Source organism: Bacillus sp. B1(2022) (assembly GCF_040259625.1).
In the GTDB taxonomy this organism is placed as follows: domain Bacteria; phylum Bacillota; class Bacilli; order Bacillales; family Bacillaceae; genus Bacillus; species Bacillus velezensis.
Genome location: NZ_JANIFO010000013.1, coordinates 65,087 through 83,965 on the forward strand (window position 1 = coordinate 65,087; position 18,879 = coordinate 83,965).

At 49.0% G+C, this 18,879-nt stretch carries 14 protein-coding genes; all 14 read left to right on the forward strand.

Annotated features, from left to right (window positions below; translation table 11 throughout):
- The 14 genes from acoB (at nucleotide 1) to cyoE (ending at nucleotide 18,846) form a co-directional block, all read left to right on the forward strand.
- Entirely contained in the window at nucleotides 1-1,029 is a 1,029-nt protein-coding gene (acoB, locus tag NQS30_RS18770) for an acetoin:2,6-dichlorophenolindophenol oxidoreductase subunit beta (protein WP_218791527.1), read from the forward strand.
- Between the two features lie 14 nt (nucleotides 1,030-1,043).
- A complete protein-coding gene (locus NQS30_RS18775; RefSeq protein WP_076425466.1) occupies nucleotides 1,044-2,237 on the forward strand; it encodes a dihydrolipoamide acetyltransferase family protein in 1,194 nt (397 codons plus the stop codon).
- Between the two features lie 14 nt (nucleotides 2,238-2,251).
- A complete protein-coding gene (gene lpdA / locus NQS30_RS18780; protein ID WP_025284432.1) occupies nucleotides 2,252-3,631 on the forward strand; it encodes a dihydrolipoyl dehydrogenase in 1,380 nt (459 codons plus the stop codon).
- A gap of 106 nt (nucleotides 3,632-3,737) precedes the next feature.
- The gene (locus NQS30_RS18785) at nucleotides 3,738-5,546 is read left to right on the forward strand and encodes a sigma-54-dependent Fis family transcriptional regulator (protein ID WP_218791528.1); all 1,809 of its coding nucleotides are present in this window, start codon (nucleotides 3,738-3,740) and stop codon (nucleotides 5,544-5,546) included.
- Between the two features lie 65 nt (nucleotides 5,547-5,611).
- On the forward strand, nucleotides 5,612-5,794 hold the full coding sequence (locus NQS30_RS18790) for an H-type small acid-soluble spore protein (RefSeq protein ID WP_003155535.1): 183 nt from the start codon (nucleotides 5,612-5,614) through the stop codon (nucleotides 5,792-5,794).
- Between the two features lie 170 nt (nucleotides 5,795-5,964).
- Nucleotides 5,965-7,314, forward strand: a complete 1,350-nt coding sequence (glvA, locus tag NQS30_RS18795; protein WP_007610111.1) for a maltose-6'-phosphate glucosidase — start codon at nucleotides 5,965-5,967, stop codon at nucleotides 7,312-7,314.
- 68 nt (nucleotides 7,315-7,382) lie between these two features.
- Complete coding sequence (locus NQS30_RS18800; RefSeq protein ID WP_085341829.1) at nucleotides 7,383-8,144, forward strand: MurR/RpiR family transcriptional regulator; 762 nt, start codon at nucleotides 7,383-7,385, stop codon at nucleotides 8,142-8,144.
- 16 nt (nucleotides 8,145-8,160) lie between these two features.
- Nucleotides 8,161-9,747 carry an alpha-glucoside-specific PTS transporter subunit IIBC gene (locus tag NQS30_RS18805; RefSeq protein WP_012117097.1) on the forward strand — a complete coding sequence of 529 codons (1,587 nt, stop codon included), beginning with the start codon at nucleotides 8,161-8,163 and terminating at the stop codon, nucleotides 9,745-9,747.
- 187 nt (nucleotides 9,748-9,934) lie between these two features.
- Nucleotides 9,935-12,259, forward strand: a complete 2,325-nt coding sequence (locus tag NQS30_RS18810; RefSeq protein ID WP_218791529.1) for a peptidase G2 autoproteolytic cleavage domain-containing protein — start codon at nucleotides 9,935-9,937, stop codon at nucleotides 12,257-12,259.
- Between the two features lie 296 nt (nucleotides 12,260-12,555).
- A complete protein-coding gene (locus NQS30_RS18815; RefSeq protein ID WP_025284436.1) occupies nucleotides 12,556-14,289 on the forward strand; it encodes an ABC transporter ATP-binding protein in 1,734 nt (577 codons plus the stop codon).
- The gene (locus NQS30_RS18820) at nucleotides 14,270-16,087 is read left to right on the forward strand and encodes an ABC transporter ATP-binding protein (RefSeq protein WP_108654884.1); all 1,818 of its coding nucleotides are present in this window, start codon (nucleotides 14,270-14,272) and stop codon (nucleotides 16,085-16,087) included. The genes NQS30_RS18815 and NQS30_RS18820 overlap by 20 nt, the downstream gene beginning before the upstream one ends.
- 167 nt (nucleotides 16,088-16,254) lie before the next feature.
- A complete protein-coding gene (locus tag NQS30_RS18825) occupies nucleotides 16,255-16,659 on the forward strand; it encodes a DoxX family oxidoreductase CatD (RefSeq protein WP_012117101.1) in 405 nt (134 codons plus the stop codon).
- A 16-nt stretch (nucleotides 16,660-16,675) separates the two neighbouring features.
- Nucleotides 16,676-17,533 carry a catechol 2,3-dioxygenase gene (gene catE, locus NQS30_RS18830; protein ID WP_072588908.1) on the forward strand — a complete coding sequence of 286 codons (858 nt, stop codon included), beginning with the start codon at nucleotides 16,676-16,678 and terminating at the stop codon, nucleotides 17,531-17,533.
- A 365-nt stretch (nucleotides 17,534-17,898) separates the two neighbouring features.
- Nucleotides 17,899-18,846 (forward strand): heme o synthase, encoded by a 948-nt coding sequence (cyoE, locus tag NQS30_RS18835; RefSeq protein ID WP_108654882.1) that lies wholly within the window; start codon nucleotides 17,899-17,901, stop codon nucleotides 18,844-18,846.
- Nucleotides 18,847-18,879: the final 33 nt, after the last annotated feature.

An 18,879-nucleotide genomic window follows, 5' to 3' on the forward strand; every position in this document is an offset into this window, starting at 1 on the left:
ATGGCGAGAGTCATAAGCATGTCGGACGCGATCAATGAAGCAATGAAGCTTGCGATGAGAAAAGACGAAAATGTGCTTTTGATCGGTGAAGATGTCGCCGGGGGAGCGGCGGTCGATCACTTGCAAGATGATGAAGCATGGGGCGGTGTACTCGGGGTCACAAAGGGGCTCGTACAGGAATTCGGCAGAAGCAGGGTGCTGGACACACCAATTTCTGAGGCGGGCTACATGGGTGCGGCCATGGCTGCGGCATCCACGGGGCTGAGACCGATTGCGGAACTGATGTTTAACGATTTTATCGGAACGTGCTTTGACCAAGTGATCAACCAAGGGGCGAAATTCCGCTATATGTTCGGCGGTAAAGCGCAAGTGCCGATCACCGTCCGCACCACATACGGAGCCGGGTTCCGGGCAGCCGCTCAGCATTCGCAGGCGCTGTATGGCCTGTTCACCAGCATCCCGGGTCTGAAGACGGTTGTGCCGTCCAATCCATATGACGCCAAAGGTTTGCTGCTTTCGGCAATAGAAGACAATGATCCGGTATTCTTTTTTGAAGATAAAACGTCCTACAACATGAAGGGCGAGGTGCCGGAAGATTATTATACAATTCCGCTCGGAAAGGCGGATATCAAACGCGAAGGCAATGATGTCACGCTCTTTGCAGTCGGCAAGCAGGTCAATACTGCGCTTGAAGCGGCTGCGCAGCTTTCTGAGAAAGGCATCGACGCCGAGGTGCTTGATCCCCGGAGTCTGTCTCCTTTAGATGAGGAAGCGATTTTCACATCGTTAGAAAAAACAAACCGGCTGATCATCATTGACGAAGCCAATCCGCGCTGCAGCATCGCCACGGATATTGCTGCGATTGTCGCCGATAAGGGCTTTGATTTGCTTGATGCGCCGATTAAACGGATTACAGCGCCGCATACACCAGTGCCGTTTTCACCGGTGCTTGAAGATCAATATTTGCCGACACCAGACCAAATTGTCAGCGTCACGCTTGAATTGCTTGGCGAGCCGGCAATGAATTAAAGGAGGGATATAGAATGGCTGTAAAAGTAGTAATGCCGAAGCTGGGAATGGCGATGAAGAAAGGTGAAGTATCCGTCTGGAATAAAAAAGTCGGCGACCCGGTTGAAAAGGGAGAAAGCATCGCCAGCATCAACTCGGAAAAAATAGAAATGGAAATAGAAGCGCCTGAAAGCGGCACGCTTCTCCATATTAAAGTCAAAGAGGGAGAAGGAGTCCCGCCGGGAACGCCCATCTGTTATATCGGGGAAAACGGCGAAGAAGTGCGGGAGAAGGAGGCGCCGGCTCCTGAAAATGCAGGGAAACCGCAATCTGAACCTGAACATATTCCCGCTCCCAAAGCCGTGCAAAAGCGTAAACACCGCGTGAAAATATCTCCCGTTGCCCGAAAAATGGCGGAGAAAGCCGGGTTGAAAGTTGAAACGCTGAACGGGACGGGGCCTGGAGGCAGAATCGTAAAAGCTGACGTCATCAAGGCCATGAAGACGGAAGCTGAACCGCAGTCCTCGGTTCAGATGGCACAGCCGGAGGGAAAACCGGCTTCAGCGATGAGAAAAGTGATTGCAGACCGAATGCACAAAAGCCTGCAAAACAGCGCCCAGCTGACGCTGACGATGAAAGCGGACATTACGGAGCTTGTAAAATGGCAGCAGCAGCTCGCCGACAGCGCGAAAAAGCGGAGCGGTGTTAAACTGACGGTCACACATTTCGTATCCCGGGCCGCGGTGCTTGCGCTGAAACAGCATCCTGAGCTGAACAGCTCTTATCAAGAGGAGCGGATCATCACCTATCCATATGTCCACCTCGGGATGGCGGTTTCTCTTGAAAACGGTCTCGTCGTGCCGGTGATTCGGGATGCGGAAAAGCTTTCATTCCTTGAGCTTGCGGATCACATCAGCACATCGGCACGCCGGGCGCGGGAAGGCAATGCTTCCGGAGATGATCTGCACGGATCGACATTTTCTATTACAAATCTCGGGGGTTACGGAATTGAGCATTTCACCCCGATTCTTAATCCGCCTGAAGCCGGTATTCTCGGAGTGGGCGCAAGCTATGAAACGCCTGCGTTTAAAGGAGATGAACTTGTCAAAAGCACCATGCTGCCGCTGAGCCTTACCTTTGATCACAGAGTATGTGACGGCGCACCGGCTGCGGACTTCCTGAAAACGGTCAAAGCGCTGCTTGAAGAGCCGGCCGGATTGATTTTATAGAGAGGGTGAAGAGATTGACACTAGCCATTATCGGCGGCGGGCCTGCCGGATATGCAGCTGCCGTGACTGCCGCGCGGAGGGGAGAAGAAGTCGTTCTGATCGACAAAGGGCCGCTCGGAGGCACTTGTCTCAATGAGGGATGCATCCCGACAAAGTCGCTTTTGGAAAGCGCGAATGTACTCGATAAAATCAGGCACGCAGATACATTCGGCATCGAACTGCCGCAAAACATTACACTCAATTGGGCTCGCATGCAGGGGCGCAAACGGCAAATCGTCAGCCAGCTCGTGCAGGGAATTCAATACTTAATGAAAGCAAATCAGATTAAAGTCATCAGCGGGACAGCTTCATTTCTCACAGAGCAGACATTGCTTGTTGAAGGAGAAGGAGGCGCAAAAGACATTCTGGAAGCGGATCGGATATTGATTGCATCCGGATCTGAACCGGCGGAGCTGCCGTTTGCCCCATTTGACGGCGATTGGGTGATCGACAGCAAAGACGCGCTTTCTTTACAGCAAATTCCTTCTTCTCTGCTTATTGTCGGGGGAGGTGTGATCGGCTGTGAATTTGCCTCTTTATTCAGCCGGTTTAAAACGAAAGTGACGGTGATTGAATCGGCTGACCGGCTGCTCCCGGCAGAAGACAGGGAAATCGCCGCCGTTTTCGAAGACTCTTTAAGAGACAGCGGGGCTGATATTCAGACGAAAGCCGCCCTTCAGCGGATTGACAAAGAAAGGAAAACCGCCGTGTGGACAAAAGATGGCAAAGAAATTGAGGCTCAGGCTGATCACGTTTTGGTTGCAATCGGGAGAAAGCCGCGTTTGCATGGCTTGAATCTGGAGCAGGCCGGCATCCGGTATTCTCCGCGCGGCATTGAAGTCAATGACCATATGCAGACCAATGTGCCTCATATATACGCGTGCGGCGATGCGGCCGGAGGAATGCAGCTCGCGCATGCCGCCATTCATGAAGGAATCACAGCCGCCGCGCATGCCTCGGGAAAGGACAGCAAAGTCAATATGCGGGCGGTGCCCCGCTGTATTTATACATCGCCGGAAATGGCCGCTGTCGGGCTGACGGAAACACAGGCGAGAGAGGCATACGGAGATGTGAAAATCGGAGAATGCTCATTTTCTGCTAACGGAAAAGCGTTAATTAAACATCAGCATGGCGGCAAAATGAAAATCATTGCCGAACCGGAATTCGGAGAAATCGTCGGCGTGTCAATGATCGGGCCGGACGTGACGGAATTGATCGGTCAGGCGGTCATGATGATGAACGGTGAAATGACGGCTGATATGTCGGAGCACTTTATCGCGGCGCATCCGACTCTGTCAGAAACGCTTCAGGAAGCCCTGCTGAATGTCACCGGACTTGCGGTGCATTCCGTATAACCGGAATACCCTTTCTCAGATGAGAAGGGGTATTTTTCGTTGAAAGCGCTTTATTTTTCCCCTACAATATATGAAAAGATGGTCTGAACAGGGGGGAGCGAATACAATGAATGTCATTCGGAATGATTTTAAAACCTGGAAGCGTTTTGTGAAAGAAGGCGTGCTTGATGAATCCCGTATTCAGAAACGGGTGGCCGCCTCATGGCACCGCTGCAAAAAAGCCGACGTTAACCCTTATCTCGAAAAGGGGCCGAATGTAATGCCGGCAGATCATTTAGAAAGGCAGGCCGAAAAGCATGCATTATTTTTAGCGGCCTCAACGCCTCATGCAGAAAGAATGAAAACGGCGATGCGGGAAATGGAAATGATGGTTCTCCTGATTGATTCAGACGGCGTTGTCCATTCAGTTGACGGCCACCCGCGCACCATTCATGAAGCGAACCGCATCAATTTCTTAAAAGGTGCCCGCTGGACGGAAACGGCCGTCGGCACGAATGCGATCGGGACGGCTCTTTATACAAATGAGCCGGTCATGATACACGGCTCTGAACATTATTCGCTCGCTTCTCATCAATGGAGCTGTTCCGCCGCGCCGATCCGTTATGAAGACGGGCGGCTGGCGGGTGTCATTGATATTTCTTGCCCCGCCGCCCGCGCTCAGCCGTTTATGCTCGGAATTGCCTCCTCCATCGCTTATACGGCGGAACGGGAGCTTGCCCTAAAGATCAAAATGACAGAACTTGACATGATCAGCAAGTTCGCCGGGCTGACCCGGTCTCACGATCCGATCGTGCTTTGCAATGACATGAGCCGGGTTATCGCCGCAAGCCGTCCCGTTCAGCATTTTACCGGACATACGCTGCGCGAGCTTGAGGAACAGGGCTATCACATCAAGCAGGCGAAGCGGGAGGAGAACGGCTACACATGCGTTTATTTATCCAAACGAGAAGAAAAGCCGTCTTTTATATTCCATGGTGCGGCAGGCAAAAGCCCGTCATCCCGACATATGCTTCAGCAGCTGGAGCTTGTCGCCCGAACGGACGCGACCGTTTGTCTTACGGGAGAAACCGGGACGGGAAAGGAGGTTGCCGCCCGGGCGATTCATAACAACAGCTCCAGGAAAAACGGCCCGTTTATCGCCGTCAATTGCGGAGCGGTCCCCGAAAAGCTGATTGAAAGCGAACTGTTCGGCTACTCGGAAGGCGCCTTCACCGGGGCCAAACGGAAAGGACATAACGGCGCTTTGCAAAAAGCCGATAAAGGCACGCTTTTCCTCGATGAAATCGGAGAAATAGCACACTCCATGCAGGTCGCTCTGTTACGGGTGCTGCAGGAACGGAAAGTCACCCCGGTCGGCGGGACAAAAGAGATTCCCGTTGACATCAGAATCATCACTGCCACCCACACTGATCTGAGACAGCTTGTCGAGTGCAAAAAGCTGAGAGAAGATTTATTTTACCGGCTTCACGTCTGTCCGATCCACCTCCCTCCATTAAGAGAACGCACCGAAGACATTCCCGGCCTCTTCCTTGAATTTCAGCGAAATCGCGGCTGGCGCGGGGAGCTTCCTGATGACTTTTTAGACCTATTAAAGAGCCGGAAATGGCCGGGGAATATCAGGGAATTGTTTAATGTATTTGAACGTCTTTCCGTCATGTTCCCGGACGGACGGCTGTCAGAACGCCCCATCGCAGCCCTGCTTGAAGCGTCAGGTCTTAAAGAGGCGGCCGAGTCTTATGAACAGGAAGAAGCGTCCCCTGTCTCCATCCGGGAGCACATTCAGAAAAACATCATCGTAAACGCGCTTGAATCAGCGAAGGGGAATGTCACGCTGGCCGCCAAAATGGCCGGAATCCCGCGGAGCACGTTTTACAAACGCCTCAAAAAATTCAAACTCACCGCCGGACAATTGTAAGAAACAAGCATACTTCTCTTGGCTGCCGGACACGTTATGTGTGAGGCCTAAAGGAGGTTTGAGACGTGAATACACAGCGTGCGAAAGACATTTCAGAATCCGCCGCCATGGCGTATGTGACGTACGAAGGAGTCCCGATTTATATTCAGCATGTCAACGAAGACAAGGAAACAGCCAGAATTTTTCCGATCGGAAATCCGCAATTTGAGCAGGAAGTGCTGCTTTCTGATTTACAAGAGCATTTTTGAGAATGGGTCTGCTGATGACAGCAGGCCTTTTTCGTACCTGTGGGAACTTTCCCGCTTTTTGAGAAAAATAACTAAAAATGATTAAATGATCTAACTCCTCCAAACCCGGTACAGATCGGACCTTCTCATGATATAAATAAAATGTAAACGTTATCAGAGGAGGGCTTCACATGACAGACAAATCATTCTCAATCGTTATTGCAGGCGGCGGCAGCACATTTACCCCCGGAATTGTATTAATGCTTTTGAATCACCTGGAAGAGTTTCCGATCAGAAAGCTGAAACTTTATGACAATGATAAAGAAAGGCAGGAGCGGATTGCGGGTGCGTGTGAGGTATTTATAAAAGAAAAAGCGCCGGACATTGAATTTCTGGCGACTGATGACCCAGAGACGGCTTTTACGGATGTTGACTTCGTCATGGCGCATATCCGCGTCGGAAAATATGCGATGCGCGCGCTCGATGAACAAATCCCGCTGAAGTACGGCGTGGTCGGCCAGGAAACATGCGGGCCGGGCGGAATTGCATACGGCATGCGCTCTATCGGCGGTGTTCTGGAGATTCTTGATTATATGGAAACGTACTCGCCCGACGCATGGATGCTGAATTACTCCAATCCGGCGGCGATTGTGGCCGAAGCTACACGGCGCCTCAGACCGAATTCAAAAATATTGAACATCTGCGACATGCCGGTCGGAATTGAGGATCGCATGGCGAACATCCTCGGATTATCTTCACGGAAAGAAATGAACGTCCGTTACTACGGCTTGAACCACTTTGGCTGGTGGACGTCCATCACAGACCGGCATGGCAATGATTTAATGCCGAAGCTGAAAGAGCATGTCCGTGAATACGGCTACGTTCCGAAGACGGAGGCCGAACAGACTGAAGCAAGCTGGAATGACACATTCAAAAAAGCGCGCGACGTACAGGCGGCTGATCCGGATACGCTTCCGAACACATATCTGCAATATTACTTATTCCCGGATGATATGGTGAAAAAATCAAACCCGAACCATACGAGAGCCAACGAAGTCATGGAAGGGCGGGAAGCTTTCATTTTCAGCCAATGCGATATGATTACGCGCGAACAATCGTCGGAGAACAGTGAAATTAAAATTGATGATCATGCTTCCTATATCGTCGACCTTGCCCGGGCCATCGCTTACAACACAGGGGAGAGGATGCTGTTAATCGTTGAAAATAACGGCGCGATCGCAAACTTTGATCCGTCAGCCATGGTTGAGATTCCTTGTCTCGTAGGCTCAAACGGACCGGAACCGCTCTCAGTCGGGAACATACCGCAATTTCAAAAAGGCCTGATGGAACAGCAGGTGTCTGTTGAAAAACTGACGGCTGAAGCGTGGGAAGAGCGGTCATTTCAAAAGCTGTGGCAGGCGCTGATCCTGTCAAAAACAGTGCCGAACGCCCGTGTGGCAAGACTGATTCTTGAAGATCTGATGGAGGCTAACAAGGACTACTGGCCTGAGCTTGATGTAAGTCCGTCTCCTATTTCCTGATGACAATCTTCCCCGTTTTCTTTATCTGTTATTCTATATAATAGAAAGAAAACGGGGGGATTTTTGGGATGAGTCTTGAAGAACTGGTTAATCAGCATTACGCGAAATTAAATGATAACGATTTTTATATTTTAAAATATATATTGAATCATAAGCATACGTGCTATCATCTCGGTATCAATGACATGGCGAAAGCCTGCAATGTCTCTCGGTCTTCCATCCTGCGGCTTGCCCAAAAACTGGGCTTCAGCGGCTATAGTGAATTCCGGGTTTTTCTGAAATGGGAGGATCAGCCTGAAGAGGGCGAGAATATGACGTTTGAAAAGCTGCTGGATGATATTGAAGCCAATGTAAAATACGTGAAGTCAAAAGATATGACGGAGATGTGCCGGCTGATAGATGAAGCAAAACGGATTTTCGTTTACGGATCGGGCACGGCTCAGAGGGTGTGCGCCCGTGAGCTGCAGCGGATGTTTGTATCCCGGCGGAAGTATCTGATTTTAATTCAGGACATCACAGAGTTTGATATCATGTGTGATGATTTTACGGTTGATGACGTATTCATCATTATTTCTTTATCAGGCGAAACACCCGAATTAATTCCGCAGGTAAGGACCCTGTCCGCAAAGGGAGTTCCGTTTATTTCAATCACCAATCTGAAAAACAACGTACTGGCGCAAATGACGCCGTATAATCTTTATGCGACCAGCAAGCCGGTGATGTTAAGCGATAAAACGGAAATTGTCGCATTTGCCCCGTTTTTTCTGGTGGGCGAAGCGTTATTCCGTGCATATGTTGATTATAAAGAGCTCGAAAATTTTGATAAATAGCGGGAGGTCACGTGAAATGATGCAAAAAGTCCAGCGCTTCGGCAGCGCGATGTTTGTGCCTGTTTTGTTATTTGCATTTTCCGGTATTATTGTCGGTCTGAGTACGCTGTTTAAAAATAAAACGCTGATGGGGCCGCTGGCTGATCCTGACGGGCTTTGGTATCAATGCTGGTACGTCATTGAACAGGGCGGCTGGACCGTCTTTAATCAAATGCCGCTCCTGTTTGCGATCGGCATACCTGTCGCCTTAGCGAAAAAAGCGCAGGCGCGGGCTTGTTTGGAAGCGCTTACAGTTTATCTGACATTCAATTACTTTATCAATGCGATTCTGACGGTTTGGGGCGGGGCTTTTCATGTCGATATGACTCAGGAAGCGGGCGGAACGAGCGGGCTGACGATGATCGCCGGGATCAAAACGCTTGATACGAATATTATCGGCGCCATCTTTATTTCATCTATTGTCGTGTATTTGCACAATCGTTATTTTGATAAAAAACTGCCGGATTTTCTGGGGATTTTTCAAGGATCTTCCTACATCGTTATCATTTCTTTCTTCATTATGATACCGATTTCACTTGCGGTGGCATACGTATGGCCGATGGTTCAGTCCGGAATCGGCTCGCTGCAAAGTTTTCTCGTTTCTTCCGGGGCGATCGGCGTGTGGATTTACACGTTCCTGGAGCGGATTTTAATTCCGACCGGCCTGCATCATTTTATTTACTCTCCGTTTATTTACGGTCCGGCTGTGGCTGAAGGCGGTATCGTCACCTATTGGGCCCAGCATCTCGGGGAATACTCTCAAAGCGTCAAACCGCTGAAAGAATTGTTCCCGCAGGGGGGCTTCGCGCTTCACGGCAACTCGAAAATCTTCGGCATTCCGGGAATCGCGCTCGCTTTTTACGCCACGGCTTCAAAGGAAAAGAAAAAAATCGTCGCCGGCCTATTGATCCCGGTCACCTTGACGTCCATTGTCGCGGGAATTACAGAGCCGATTGAATTTACATTCCTTTTTATCTCGCCGTTTTTATTTGCGGTTCATGCTTTGCTTGCCGCTTCCATGGCAACCGTCATGTATATGGCCGGCGTCGTCGGAAATATGGGAGGCGGTTTGATCGAAGCTGCGACCTTGAACTGGATCCCGCTGGCGTCAAGCCACGGCTTGACGTATGTATACCAGATCATTATCGGGTTGTGTTTTACCGCTGTTTACTTTTTCGTCTTCCGTTTCCTCATTCTCAAATTCAACATCGCCACACCGGGCAGAGAAAAAGAGGAAGGGCAGGAAACAAAGCTCTATTCGAAAAAGGAGTACAGAGAACGGAAGCAGGCTTCAAAAGAAACAGCGGCGGCAGACGAAACACAGCGGGATACAGCCGCTTTGTATATTGAAGCGCTGGGCGGAAAGGACAATATTACGGAGGTCACCAACTGCGCCACCCGTCTCCGCGTCACTGTCGCTGATGAATCAAAGGTCAAAAGTGACGCCGATTTCAGAGAGCTGGGAGCCCACGGCGTCGTCAGAAAAGGCAGGGCGCTTCAGGTCATTGTCGGATTAGGCGTTCCGCAAATGCGGGAGCGTGTCGAGAAAATATTGAACGGTTAAAATACTGCAGCAGCAGATTATGTGCAGAGCGCTTGTTAATCCGGCGCTCTTTTTATGTTTTGAAGAAATGTATGAATTTGTCATACCTTTGCCACCTGTACATGCAGGAGTGAAAATGAGAGGGTGCAAAAAACGAAATGACTTCTGCGGTATTTTAAATAGCAATTAACAAATAGGAGGCAAGACAATGACAAACTATACGACTTTCTTAGGACTTTACAAACCCGATAAGGCCGAGGGGATTGAAGTTGAAAGCATTGCTCAAAACTTTGAAGCGATTGACAGCAAAATCGGTGCTGCGCTTAGCAATGGCACGTCAACTTATGAAAATTTAAACGAAAGACTTAACATGTATGAAAACAGATTTGAACATGTGACAGAGCGGAACGTTATGGATTTTGGAGCTAAAGGTGACGGCGTAACGGATGATACGCAGGCATTTCATGATGCCATGGCCGACGGAGGTTATGTCGTAACAGTTCCCGCGGGTGTATTCAGAACATCGGGATTGTTTGTTCCGTCAAATACAATGCTTGTCGGAGCAGGCAAGAAAAGAACGGTCATTAAATTATTAGACGAAACACCGGTCGGCCATTCTGTTCTGACCAACAGTGATTATACGAACGGTAATGAAAATATTTACGTCGGCCATCTCACTTTGGATTGGAACAAGGATACGCGTCCTTCCGGCTGGAAGATTCCGAAAGGCCCCACTTCAAGCTGTTTGCTTTTTGCGAATGTTGACTATTCTTTTGTCGAGCATGTGTTTGCGAAGAACGCCGGCCTGCACGGCTTTGATTCTACAAGCCCGAACTATAACAGACATGGAGAAAAAGATGATCCAACTTATTATCAGCCCAACGGCTGTAACTTTGTAACGTTTTCACATTGTGAAGCAACAGGGTCCGGGGATGATAACTTTACTTGTCATTTTGGATTCCACACTACTTTCAGCCACTGTGTTTCCTATCACCCGATGGGCAATGGGAATGGCACGTCAAATTCAAATTGCTTTGAGATCGATGACGGTTCTCAAGATGTATTTGTAGATAGCTGTGTTGCAATTGGCGGTGCACGCGGTTTTGAAATTAAGGCGCATGACTATGCACCGGCGGCTAAACGAGTTCAACTGGCTAATTGCCGTGCTTACGAAAATGCGATCGGTTTTTGCATTAGACATATTGGCCATCATTTATCGGCTGAGCCGACATCAAAAACTGCCCATGATGTCCAATTAGTAAATTGTCAGGCAACAAATCCTAAACAAAATTCTATATATAAAGGCGTCGGAGCGAGTGCGTTGGTTGTTTCGGGCTATGATTCAGTTAATATAGTGAATTTCCAAGCTATTTGTGAAGATCGTTCATACGATTACAGCAATGACACGATCATTATGATTTATTACAAAGGGCGGTATGTCAATCTGAAGAATATTACGATCCGCGGGTTCCGCTCCGCTGCTCATGATCTGTATGTTCTTGGCGGAGAAAATGCGGTAGGTAAGTGCATGATTGACGGCGTTTTTCTAGTTGACGGCGGCACGACGGGGCTTGCTTTTGGCGGAGGCGTTGATAATTGTACAGTGAGCAATGTATACGGGCATAGATTGGGAGCCGGCAGCGGAACGGTCGGACTCTACTCTTCGGGTCCGGATCTGAATATATCAAATATTGATTTTCAAGGATATGAAACAACATTTCATGTAGGCGGTAAAAAAACACCGTATGAGTTGTTTAAACATAAAGGATCTTCTGTTATGGCATCTAAAGATTCCCATGTTACAGGAACTAATGGCTTTGTCGTCGGTTCTGTCCGGGGACAGGCTGCAGGAGGTTCTCAATCTGGAGTAATCGGTTCATATAATACGATTAACCCAAATGCGAACTCAACTGTATGGGGCTGGGGTGCCGGCAGCACTCCGTCATCAGCCAACAGAAAGATTGAGCTTCACGCAAAAGAAGGAACAATTAAGGCTACGGGAGGCGTAACAGGTTCCTCGACATTCTCTGACTACGCCGAGTATTTTGAAAGCCTGAGAGGGGAAAAGATTCCGACGGGAACACTTGTCACACTTGAAGGTGATAAGATCAGACCGGCTGAAAAAGGTGACCTCATGCTTGGGGTCATTTCCGAGACCGCCGGAGTGATTCTTGGTGAGTCGAGTTTTCACTGGTCGGGACGATACGTAAAGAATGAATTTGGCGGCTATGTTTATGAAGAACAGAAAGATGCGAATGGCCATACGGTCATGGCGCCAAAGGAAAATCCGGACTTTCGGCCTGAAGAAGACTACGCTTCAAGAGAAGAGAGAGACGAGTGGAACATTGTCGGACTCATCGGCCAGGTATATGTCAGATGCGATGAGACTGTGAAAGCGGGAGATTTTATTCACGCTCATAATGGGATTGCAACAAAATCTGATGCTCCAAACCAGCGCTGGCAGGTCATGAAAGTGATCAATGAGTTTGATGCTGATAAAGGATTCGGGGTCGCTCTCGTTTTTATTCGTTAAATGAAATGACACGGTATGAATGATCATCTGACTAGCGGACGTCTTTTAAAGGCTCCGCTAGTCATTTTAAAATAAAAGGCTCCGGTTCAGGAGCTGGTAAAAAGAAAAGATAAGACAGCCTCCATATATCTGCACGCCTCATTCCCACAATTTTTATCCTCAATGATATTTCCGTTTTTTTTTACACAAAGTACATAATAAAAGTGCAGGTTCAAGGGTTAATCCTTTATTCATTTAAGACAAACAAATAAAATAAATATACATACATATTGAACAAAGGATTTGGAGGCTTACACATGTCAAAGGCTTTATCATATGTAAAACCGTATTCTCTTTTGGCAGGAATCGCTTTGTTTTTCATGCTCATCGAGCTTGCGGTAGAGCTGCTACAGCCCCTGCTGATCGGGAAAATCATTGACGAAGGAATTTTAAAGCAGGATCTCGATACGGTTTGGCTGTGGGGCGGCGTGATGATCGGACTGACCGCTGTTTCATTCGCATCGGGCATTTTAAATTCATTCTACTCCGCCCACATCAGCCAGAGCTATGCGTATGATACGCGAAAAGGGATTTTTCAAAAGATTCAATCCTTCTCCTATTCGACGTTTGCGCAATTCTCATCCACATCGTTTATCACCCGGCTGACAAACGATGTGACACAGGTTCAGAATATGCTTTTCATGAGTCTCCGGTTTATGCTCCGGGCGCCGTTAATGATTGCGGGGGGCATTATTCTCTCGCTGACCGTCAATGCGAAACTCGGGTTTTTTCTTCTGATCACGGTGCCGATTTTGCTTTTGTTTTTGCTGTGGGTGCTGAAAAGAGGCGGCGCGCTGTTTCGGTCTGTGCAAAAGCGGCTTGATCAGGTCAACACGATCATGCAGGAAAACCTGACGGCGATCAAACTGATTAAAGCGCTCCTCCGTGCAAACCACGAAGTGAAACGTTTTTTGAAATCGAATACGAAGCTGATGGAAAAAACGGTCTCCGCTTTTCGTCTCGTGGAAGCGGCGATGCCGATTTTAATGCTGCTGATGAACATTTGTATTTTGTTTATCTTATGGTTCGGCGCCAAAAGCATTGCTCAGGGCGGAGCGCAGGTCGGCGATGTCGTTTCCGTCATTAACTATGCGACGCGGATTACAGGCGCGCTGTCCGTCCTTCCTTTTCTCATCATGGTATTTTCCCGGGCGAAGGCTTCCGGAGAAAGAATCGGCGAGGTGCTGGAAACAGAAGGCGGCGAGGGAACGGGGCAGGACCCGGCACGGGCGCTTGCAGGCGGGATTGAGTTTCGCGAAGTGTCCTTCCGCTATCCGGGCATGGAAAAAGACGCACTGCATCACGTGTCCTTTTCTGCCAGCCCGAAAGAAACGGTTGCCATTATGGGCGCGACAGGTTCAGGAAAATCAACGCTTTTTCAGCTGATTCCGCGCCTGTACACGGCTGATTCGGGCAGTATTTTCATAGACGGCAAACCGATCGGTGAATTCTCCGCTTGCGGGCTGCGCAGGGAAATCGGCTATGTTCCGCAGGAAGTGCTTCTGTTTTCGGGCACCATCCGTGAAAATATCGCCTGGGGGCGGGAGGATGCTTCACTAGATGAAGTAATGGAAGCGGCCAAAGACGCGCAAATCCATGACACGATTATGAAGCTGTCAAACGGATACGACACGGTGCTGGGACAGCGGGGCGTCAATTTGTCAGGCGGGCAGAAGCAGCGGATTTCCATCGCGCGCGCTTTTATCAGAAAGCCGTCCCTCCTGCTGTTAGATGACAGTACGAGCGCGCTTGATCTTCAAACGGAAGCGAAGCTTTTACAAGCGATCAGATCCTATGAATGCACGACACTGATTATTACGCAGAAAATAACGACTGCGATGAAGGCTGACACCATCTTATTGCTTGAAGACGGCGAACTGCTGGCCAAAGGCACGCACAAAGAGCTGATGGCACAGTCTCATCTGTACCGGCAGATTTATGAATCACAATTCGGAAAGGAGGGAGCTGACAATGCAAAAAGACATTCGTAAACCTTTCCGATATCCGAAAATACCGCTCAAATCAAATGAAGGCGGCAGAAAACGCGCGAAAGCAAAAGATACAAAAGGCACGCTGCGCAGAATCTGGTCTTATGTAGCCGAGAAAAAAGGGCTTTTAACCCTTGTGATCATCATGGTAGTCATAAGCGCCATATTCGGCCTGCTCGGACCGTTCGTCATCGGGAAAGCGATTGATCATTTTATCGTCGGACAGACGACAGACGGATTGGCGGGGGTGCTGTTCATCCTGTTTGGGATTTACCTCGTGCAATCATTGTCCTTATGGTTTCAAAACTATTGGATGATCAATATCTCGCAAAGCACCGTGTTTAAAATGCGGAGCGAGCTGTTTACCCATCTGCATGAGCTGCCGATTCCGTTTTTTGATAAACAGCGGCTCGGGGACTTAATGAGCCGGGTCACCAATGATATCGAAAATGTCAGCTCCACTTTAAATACATCCGTCATTCAAGTGCTGTCAAGCGTCATTACATTCGTCGGCACAATCTCCGTCATGCTGTACATGAGTCCGCTTTTAACATTGATCACGCTTTTGATTATTCCGATCATGCTTTTGAGCATTAAATGGATCACCAACCGGACGGGATTGCTGTTTAAGCAGCAGCAGAAAAACCTCGGCGAGCTGAACGGTTTTATTGAAGAGTCGATATCAGGGGCGAAGGTCATTAAAGCCTATTCGAGGGAAGACCGCGTCATGGAACAATTTTTAGAAAAAAACGCGGCGTTACAATCATCGGGGTTTTGGGCGCAGACGATTTCGGGATTCATTCCGAAAGTAATGAACTCTTTAAACAATTTAAGCTTTACGATTATAGCGGCGGTCGGCGGGCTGTTTGCGCTGAAGGGGTGGATCTCGATCGGTTCCATCGTCGTATTCGCCGAATATTCGCGGCAGTTCACGCGCCCTTTAAATGATTTAGCTAATCAGTTCAATACGATGTTATCGGCCATCGCCGGGGCTGAACGGGTGTTTGACGTGCTTGATGAAAAAGAGGAGCGGGAAGATGAAGAGCATGCGCTGTACCAGCCGATCAAAACGGGAGAGATTGAATTCCGAGATGTCTCCTTCGGCTATCAGGAAGACAGCCTGATCTTAAAACACCTGTCCTTCAGCGTTCCGAAAGGACAGTCCATCGCCTTCGTCGGACCGACCGGAGCGGGTAAAACAACCGTTACGAGCCTGATCGCCCGTTTTTACGAGCCGAATAACGGAAAAATCCTCATTGACGGAACGGATATCAAAAAACTGACGAGATCCAGTCTGAGAAAAAACATGGGGTTTGTCCTGCAGGATTCCTTTCTCTTTCAGGGCACCATCAGGGAAAATATTCGCTACGGCCGGCTGGATGCTTCTGACAAAGAGGTGGAGGAAGCCGCAAAAGCCGCCAATGCCCACGGGTTCATCGAACGGCTCCCGAAAGGCTACGATACCGTTCTTACCCAAAACGGCGCGGGCATCAGCCAAGGACAAAAACAGCTCATTTCCATCGCGAGAGCTGTGCTGGCGGACCCGGTGCTGCTCATTTTGGATGAAGCGACGAGCAACATTGACACAGTGACCGAAGTGAAAATACAAGAAGCGCTCGGCCGTTTAATGACGGGCAGAACAAGCGTCATCATCGCTCACAGGCTGAACACAATTCAAAAAGCCGACCAGATTCTTGTGTTGAAAGACGGCGAAATGGAAGAAAAAGGAACCCACGCCGAACTTCTCAGCCAGAACGGGTTTTACCGGGAATTATATGAAAGCCAGTTCCGGGAATCGTAGATAGGGAAAAAGACCTCCGACAGAGTGCGGAGGTCTTTTTTTCGCGAAGGCAAATAGTACTTTTAAGTTATTTTCGTTAAATGTAACAAAATTACTTGACGTAAATAAGTTATGTATATATACTAGCTTACATAAAGTAAGTGATAATAATTTTCAAGGAGGATTTTATGAATAAATCATTCGAAACAGGAACACTGCTTTTAAGGGTTGTAACAGGTATTATCTTTTTTGTTCACGGTTTATCCAAGTTTCAAGGGTTGGAAGGAACTGCGCAATTTTTCCAGAGCATCGGGATTCCGGCCTTTATGGTCTATGTCATCGCGACGATTGAGCTTGTCGGCGGGGTTCTGATCTTTTTCGGTTTAGCAACGCGCATTATCGGCGTTCTGTTTGCCGTCACATTAGTCGGCGCCATCTTCACGGCGAAGCTTTCCTCACCATTTATGGGCGGATCGGAATTTGATTTCATCTTACTGGTTGCGTCAATTCACTTAGCGCTTTCAGGAAGCCGTCTGCTTTCATTGGATCAGCTCCTTTTCAAATCAAAAAAGGGAGAAACTTTTTCAGCATAAGAAAGAAGGCGTTCAAATGACCGGCATTCATCAAGATACGGCAATCGGTTATGTCAAATTGACCATTAAAAATATGGAACGCTCGCTCGGCTTTTACCGGAATGTAATCGGCCTTCAAGTCATCTCACAGACAGATCGTTCAGCAAGACTGTCAGCAGACGGAAAACGCGTCCTGTTGGTGCTTGAAGAAAATCCAAGCGCCGTCGTTCTGCCGGAGCGGTCTGTCACCGGCCTTTACCATTTCGCGATACTTTTGCCTGACCGGAAAGAACTCGGCATCGCATTGGCCAGGCTGATTGAAAACGGCATCGCGCTCGGTCAGGGGGATCACGCGGTCAGTGAGGCTCTTTACCTGTCTGATCCGGACGGCAACGGTATTGAAATATACGCCGATCGTCCCCGCAGCACGTGGCGCCGGGATGCAGAGGGCAATTATGTCATGCAAACGGCGCCCGTCGATGTGGACGGGCTTTTGGAAGAAGCCGGAGCTGAACGGAAAAGCCGTCTCCCAGAAGGAACCGTAATCGGTCACATCCATCTTCATGTGACGGATTTACAGGAAGCCAAAGCGTTTTACACCGATATCCTCGGTTTTGACATTGTCGGCAATTACGCGGGCATGTCCGCTCTGTTTGTTTCGGCGGGAGGGTATCACCATCACATCGGTCTGAATATATGGGCCGGAAAACATGCGCCGCCGAAACCGGGAAACGCAAGCGGGCTGGATTATTACACCATCGCGCTGCCGCATCAAGAAGAGCTGTCACGTGTGACAAAAGCGCTGACCGATGCCGGCTTTGAGATCGAAGAAAAAGAAGAGGGCGTATTCGTCAAAGACCCTGTATCAGGGGCGGATATCGCATTTACACTGTAAGAAACAAACCTTGCCGTCTAACCGGCAAGGTTTTTTATTTTTCTGAAGTTTTCTTGGGAAGGTTCGGGAAAGAAGAACGTCGATTTGCAATATACACACGGCTTTTGTGTGACTGAAGAGAGCGAACATCTCAGTGAGGCTCAAAATGACGCGTGGAGCCCGTCATCGCCGGCCCAAGCTCAGAGCATCCGCCGGATTGAAAAAGCTGTATGGGCAGACTTTGAATAGAAAAAGGCAAAAGCCGCCTCCGGTCACAAGATGCGGCTTTTTATACACAATTTACAATTGTGTGAAAAATACCCAAAATAAATTGTTCTTCCTGATTCTTCCTGATATGATAAGCCGAAAAAGGAGAACCTGAACAAATGAACTCAAATGCAGCACAGACGGAACAGTCTATGAAGCATAACGGAAACCGGGTGACGGTCAAGGACTTTATCATTCTTGCCAAACCGGGGATTATCATCTCAAATTCACTCGCCGCATTGGGCGGATTTTGGATCGCATGGCTTCAGTCGGAAAGGACGGGCGGAGGGCCCGGTATATTTGCCGCCATGGCGGTTGCTATGATCGGAACGGCGTTGGTCATGGCATCAAGCACTGTTTTTAATAACTTTTTTGACCGCGGCATGGACGCAAAGATGGCGCGAACCCGCACCCGCGCCAGCGTCACGGGGAGAATACCGCCGCCGGTCATGATCCTGTACGGCACATGTCTCGGCGCATGCGGATTCATCATGCTTGCTTCGCTTAATGTACTGACCGCCGTTCTTGGCCTGCTTGCCTTTTTGCTGTATGCCGTCGTTTATACGCTTTGGTTTAAAAGACAATCCGTCTGGAGCACATTTGTCGGCAGCTTTCCCGGGGCGGCTCCGCCTTTAATCGGTTATTGCGCGCTGACCGGGTACATTGATATGCCCGCGATTTTGTTATACGCGATTATGTTTTTGTGGCAGCCGCCGCATTTCTGGGCGATCGGAATCAGGCGAAAGGAAGAGTATCGTGCCGCCGGCATTCCGCTTTTGCCGATCATAAAAGGCAACCGCGCCACAAAAATAAAAATGCTGCGCTATATTGCCGTTCTGACTGCGGTTTCGCTGCTCGTTCCTCTTTATATAGACGTCAGCCCGTTTTATACCGCGTCCGCTCTCCTGCTCGGAGCCATCTGGCTGTACCGGAGCGTCAAAGGCTTTCAGGCGGCGGATGACACGCAATGGTCGAAGGGGATGTTTTTTTATTCGATTGTGTATTTCAGTCTGCTTTTTCTTATTTTAATGGCTGATTCGTTTATCAATGCGGTTCTCAGAACGTAAACAGGCGGCTTGCAGATACAGAGCCGCCCCGTT